The 5,709-nt window shown below is 60.0% G+C and carries 5 protein-coding genes and 1 pseudogene; 2 read left to right on the forward strand and 4 right to left on the reverse strand.

The annotated features are described in order from the left end of the window. Positions 1 to 123: 123 nt before the first annotated feature. A pseudogene (locus tag ESZ60_RS20220) lies at positions 124 to 351 on the reverse strand (transposase); the annotation flags it as partial. A 16-nt stretch (positions 352 to 367) separates the two neighbouring features. Then, positions 368 to 829 carry a hypothetical protein gene (locus tag ESZ60_RS20225; RefSeq protein WP_134682456.1) on the reverse strand — a complete coding sequence of 154 codons (462 nt, stop codon included), beginning with the start codon at positions 827 to 829 and terminating at the stop codon, positions 368 to 370. Between the two features lie 164 nt (positions 830 to 993). On the opposite strand from ESZ60_RS20225, the gene ESZ60_RS20230 reads away from it, so the two are divergent. Continuing rightward, positions 994 to 1,779, forward strand: coding sequence for a thermonuclease family protein (locus ESZ60_RS20230; RefSeq protein ID WP_134682457.1), 786 nt, complete (start codon positions 994 to 996; stop codon positions 1,777 to 1,779). A 127-nt stretch (positions 1,780 to 1,906) separates the two neighbouring features. Then, the gene (locus ESZ60_RS20235; RefSeq protein WP_134682458.1) at positions 1,907 to 2,956 is read left to right on the forward strand and encodes a GSU2403 family nucleotidyltransferase fold protein; all 1,050 of its coding nucleotides are present in this window, start codon (positions 1,907 to 1,909) and stop codon (positions 2,954 to 2,956) included. 73 nt (positions 2,957 to 3,029) lie between these two features. Here ESZ60_RS20235 and ESZ60_RS20240 read toward each other — a convergent pair whose 3' ends face one another. Both ESZ60_RS20240 and ESZ60_RS20245 read right to left on the reverse strand, forming a co-directional pair. After that, positions 3,030 to 5,069, reverse strand: a complete 2,040-nt coding sequence (locus tag ESZ60_RS20240) for a type IV secretory system conjugative DNA transfer family protein (protein WP_134682459.1) — start codon at positions 5,067 to 5,069, stop codon at positions 3,030 to 3,032. After that, on the reverse strand, positions 5,066 to 5,407 hold the full coding sequence (locus ESZ60_RS20245; protein ID WP_134682460.1) for a hypothetical protein: 342 nt from the start codon (positions 5,405 to 5,407) through the stop codon (positions 5,066 to 5,068). The genes ESZ60_RS20240 and ESZ60_RS20245 overlap by 4 nt, the downstream gene beginning before the upstream one ends. Positions 5,408 to 5,709 lie beyond the last annotated feature (302 nt).

Raw genomic sequence — 5,709 nt, forward strand, 5'->3', positions numbered from 1 at the left:
TCGGCGGCGACTTTCTGATCAACGGGTTTCTTGCTCATCTTCGCTCCTTGAAAGCTACGATGTGCCAGAAACCCTCCCGTCATCAATCAACCAAATCTGTCCCATAGGCCCTGACGCCTGACACTTGGCATGTAACTTCTCGACCTCACCCGCAGAGATCTGCGGCTCGGCGGATGAAGCGCCGCCGAAGGCCGCCGCCATGTTCTCGATCGCGGTGCGTTTCCAGCCGCTGATCATCGTCGGATGGATATCGTACTTCTTGGCCAACTCGGCCGTCGTCAGTTCCTCGCGGATGGCCTCAAGAGCCACCTTCGCCTTGAACTCTGCAGAATAGCGTTTGCGTTTCGTCATTTCGGGTCATTCTTCCTCAGGCGCTAAAGCTTAGCCCCTGGTCCGAATTCGTGCGACCGCCTCTCCCGGCTTTGTCCGTGAATTCAAAGCTACGGAACAATTGCCGCATCGCTTCCTGTGTGGTCGAGACGTTATAGAGATTGCACACGGCCTCATCCTCGCCGGTTCTCCTGCCAAATGACAGACCCGGGGAAGAATAGCCGGGATACCGGGTTCCGTCAGCCAGTTCGAGTTCCGGGAAGGCAGCACAGAAACCTTCCGCATCGGCGGCGCTTCGGAAATAAAGCGAAATGCAATCGCGTCCTGCAGTCGCGCCACCGCTATGCCATGCGTAATTGTCTGGCCCTATGACTCGATCCAGCCAGCGATAGATCGCATCAGATAGCCTGCCAAAGCCGTCCGGCGGAACATAGAAGCGAAGGCGCAGCGGAAAGGCGCGGTCATCGGTCTTGGCTTGTGGTGTGCTGCGGCGCGTCATCAAAGGAACATTCAGCGAACACGCGCGATTCGCAACCTAGATAAAACGAGACATCGCCAGCCAGATCGCCAACAAAAACGGAGGCATCATCGGCAATATGTGCTCGTGGACTTGGAGTTCCCCGCGTATGCAGATCCCCGAGTTCACTGTTCACGAGCGCATTCTTGTTACCTATTCTACCTATTCGGGCATTTTTCCACAGTGTTTTCGCAAAGGTCAGTGATCCGGCTCGATTTGCTGCTGAAGCGACGCCCCTTGACTGGTGCCACCGCCCGGGTGTCGCGCTCGCCGTTTTGCTGATCGCTCTCATGCCAAACCTGTCATTCGCCATGGGAGATGCCCCACGCCTTACCGGTAAGGCGGTGGTCGTAGACGGCGATACGCTCAAGATCGGATCGGAGACGTTCCGGATTCATGGCATTGATGCCCCAGAGCGGAGCCAGTCTTGTGCGAGTGAGGGCGGCGGCACCTGGGCTTGTGGCAAGGCGGCCACCGCATTCATGACCAAGTTGGTGAAGGGCCGCCAGATCACCTGCCGTCCGGTCGAGCGGGATCGATATGATCGGCTTGTGGCGAAATGCTTCGACGGCAAGCAAGATCTCGGGCGCGAGATGGTGAAAGCCGGCCATGCCTGGGCCTTCATCCGCTATGCTGATGACTATGCCGACATCGAAGCGTCTGCGAAGATAGAACGCCTTGGGATCTGGCAGGCGCAGTCTAAACCGGCCTGGGCATTCCGTGCCAAGGATTGGGAAACTGCCGCGCCGGTCGCGCCGCGGGGGAGTTGCCCGATCAAAGGGAATATTTCGGCCAAGGGCGAGAAGATCTATCACATGCCCTGGTCGCCGGCCTATGCCAAGACCCGGATTAATTTTGCGAAAGGCGAGCGCTGGTTCTGCAACGAGCAGGAAGCTGTCGCTGCGGGATGGCGGGCCGCGCGCTGGAAGTGATCGCTCTGGGGGTGATCTGGGGGGGCGGGGTCAAGATGCGATGCGGCCACGATAATGGCACATCGTATTGAAAAATATGAATTTGGTGACTATACTCTAGGATGCAGCGTGTCGGAGTACCAAATTCATGTATTACAGTGCTTTAGACAGTCGTGTGATCCGTGATCGGGTTGATCTCGTTGCCACTTTCGAAGAGTGGCAACGGGTCCGAAATCTATCACAGGACGAACTCAGCGGAAACATGTCTTACGAGTTCCGTGCGGGCCGCGAATATCTGTACCGCAGAACGACCAAGAATGGCATCAGGTCGACCCGAAGCCTCGGGTCTCGATCCGACAAAACAGACGCCATTCTTGCGCATTATCTGCGACAGAAACAGGAGGCCGAGGAGCGCCTCGCAATTTTGGCTGGCAAGATCAACCAACTGGCCGCGGTGATGCGGGCGCTCAACCACCAGCGTGTCCCGAGCATCGCGGCCAGGCTGATCCGCAAGCTGGATGAAAGTCCGGCGGCCGCACGTTTTCGGGTGGTGGGCACGCATGCGCTCTATGCCTATGAGGCCGCGGCAGCGGTGACATTCAACGGGGAGATGGTCGCCACCGGAGATCTGGATGTTCTGATCGACGACCGTGCGCCCCTGCGCATCGCGATTGACGGGGAAGCGCGAGGCCTGGAGGCCATTGCCAGATCCGTTGATCCGTCCTTCCAGCAGCGACAGAAGGGAGATTTCCGGCTGACCAATAAGGACGGGTTCATGGTCGAGTTTATCCGCCCGGAGGCGCGACCTGCACATCGGGTCATGCCCGGCCAGGTCAGCGGCATCGAAGGAGATGCCGTTCCGGCCGCGATTGTTGGCCTTGAATGGCTGGTGTCTGCGCCGGCCTTCACGGCCATCGCCATCGACGATCGTGGCTTTCCGGTCCGAATGACCGCGCCTGCCCCGGCCATATGGGCGGCGCATAAGCTCTGGATTGCCCAAAGAGCGGACCGTGACCCCGGCAAGGCGGCGCGCGACAAGGTTCAGGCTGAAGCGGTTCTCAGTCTGATCGAGGACCGACTGCCACAGGAAGGGTTGGACCCTGTTAAGCACAGCGCCTTGCCAAAATTCGTGGCGGATCTGGTGCCAGCTGAACCGGTAAAATCTGATCAGAAAAAGCTCACGCCAGATTGGGAATGACGCATCAGGATATTGCCCCGCGTTGGCCATGATGAGGCGAAGGCAGCTGCCGCAACGGAGCGCGCTGCCCGGCTTACGCCCCGAGTTTGCGTAGTATCTTCTGCTCGATCCCCTGCATGGTCTCGAGGGCGCGTTTTTCCTGCGGCTTTAGCGCCTCCAGCATTTCCTCGGCGCTCAATTCGGATCTTTCCTGGTCTATTTCCTGTAGCAGGGCTTGGGCAGTTGGACCCGATGCGACGACCTGTGATTTTGGTGGTGCAGGTTCCGTCTCCGCGGGTGGCACGGTACCGCCATCGCGTTTCTCAGCTGGATCCAGGGGTTTTTCGTCGCCGGTACCCGTGGGCAGCACCGGATCGGGCGAGGCCGGGTAGGAAATGATCGCGCGTCCTTCGATGCGCCTTGTCAGGTCCTCGACGGTCTCGTGCAGCCGCCGCAGGCTTTCGCCGTCGCGCGAAGGATAGGGCAGGGGTCCCTTTTGCGCGGACATCAGCGCCTTAAAATAAGGATCCTCATAATAGACGATGCGCTCGGCGATGATCGGGTGCTGGCGCTCGGGGATCAGGATAACCTTGTCCCGATCGAGCTTTTTCAGTTCATCCGGGGTCATCAGCGGGCGTTCCTCATTGCGCCGCGAGATCGAGCGGCGCAGCAGGCCTGATCCATCGCGCGAAAGACTGTCACTGATCGCGAGCTTAGTGGTCTTGCCGAGCCCGTCTGAGACCTCCTCGGCGGTCTTCTTCTCGTTCGGGGCCAGGTAAAGTTTGATGCCGGCGGCGGATTCGATGCCGAGGCGCTCGTTCTCGGAATAAGACGTCGATTCCAGACCCGGAATGGATTGGGTGATGATCGAGACCCGACCGCCATGACCGGCGAGCTGTTTTAACGATTGCACAATGATCGGCATCGGTCCGAGCTGGTCGAATTCATCAAGCATGATCTTCACCGGCCAGGGTTCCTGAGCGGGGTCGGGCATGCTGGCGCGCAATGTGGCGATGAGTTCGCCGAAAAACAGCCGGATCAGCGGAGCCAATGTCTTGATGGCATCGGCATTGACCACGAGATAGACCGCCATCGGCTGGCGACGCAGATCGGCAAAGGAAAAATCATTGCCGCTGGTGGCGCGATCGACGGCGGGGTTGTTCCAGAGCGAGAGCCCGGCCCCGCTCAATACCGAGGCATGTGAACTGAGCGTGCGATCGGAATAGCCGGCGAACTTGCGAAAGGTCTGGGCGGCAGAGAGATGCTTCACCTCCTCGGCATGGGCAGCATAGGCGCTCGAGGTCGCGCCCTGGCCGAAGAGGATGCGGCTGATCTCGCCGATGGTCGGCCGACCACGTTCAATGGCGAGCAGACCGGCGGCAATGAAGAGATCGCGCCCCTCGGTCAGAAAATCGCCGGCGCTGCCCTTGTCCGAGACGGTGAGGAAGTAATCCGCGATCTTGGCAAGCTCGGTATAGCATTCATCGGCATGGCGAATCCGGGCGACGCGCTCAAGCGGGTTATAGCGATGCGAGGGATGATCGAAATCGAAGGGCGAGAAATAGAAGATCGCATCGCCCTGGGCCTGGCGATGGCGCGAGGTCGCTTCAAAAAGCTCGCCCTTGACGTCGAGCACCACCATCGAGCCGGGAAACAGCAGCAGGTTCGGGATGGCATAGCCGACACCCTTGCCGGCCCGGGTCGGGGCGACGACCAGACAATGTGGGAATTTGTCGTAATCCGCCGCGATCAGCGCCTTACTGGTCTTCGGTTTGCCAAGCTTTCCGAACACCAGGCCGCGGCCAACGGGCTGCAGGAGGCCATTGCGACGGATCTCGGCCTTGCTCTGGAAATGCGCCTGGCCATATTCGGTGAGTTTTTGGCCAAACGACATGATCAGCGCAAAACCTGTGAGCAATGCCGCGCCGATCAGACCGAGGCGATAGCCCGAGGCCCAGGGCTCCTTCCACATCTCCGGCCAACCTGGAAACTGCCGGATGAGGGTAAACATATCGCCATTCAGCGCATTGCCCCCGCTTTGCAATTGCACCCAGACCCCGCCAGCCATCAAGCCGAGGATCAAACCCAGACCTGCAGCCACCGGTAGAACGATCAGCAATCGAGCTACGCTCATCTCTCGCGATCCCCGGGCTTGTCTCGCTCCTCCCGGTGGAGGTCAGCCTGATCAGGTGGCTGGTGCCGCCGCCCGACATAGCCTTCGAATGTCATGCGATAGTCCTGTGGGATCATCCTGTCCCAGATCTCCGAGACCTGAGCGGCGGCCTCGACCGATGCTGCGGCCAGCCGCCCGGCATCGCGGGTCAGGGCAGCGATCTCGGTGCGCCCCGAACTGCGAGTGTCAGGATCATCGGCATAGGTGTAATGCCAATCGGCCCGCGCCATTCGTTTCTCGAGAATCTCGACGGCGAGCTTTTCCGGCGCAACCGGCGAGCGCGGCCCATCTGCCTGCATCAATCTCTCGGCCGCAAGGCTTGGTCGCTCACCGGGCAGATGCAGGCGAGACGGATCGGAAAGCTGGCCCTGCATGTCGCTAGTTGTCGAACGGGCGGGAGGCAAAGCCTCGTCATCCCTCTTTCGACCTGGCATCATGGTTGCCGGCATTAACCCGGCGACGTCATCCTGCATGCGGCGCTTTTCAGCTGATTCGGCTGCACGCGCGATGATTTCTGCCCGGAGAGGCTCGGTGGCCGCCGGTGCCAGGTCGTCGCGAAGTCGCTGCAAGAGGTTTGGCCGGGTCTGCGTCATGTTATTCT

The organism is Paracoccus ravus, from assembly GCF_004522175.1.
Classification (GTDB): domain Bacteria; phylum Pseudomonadota; class Alphaproteobacteria; order Rhodobacterales; family Rhodobacteraceae; genus Paracoccus; species Paracoccus ravus.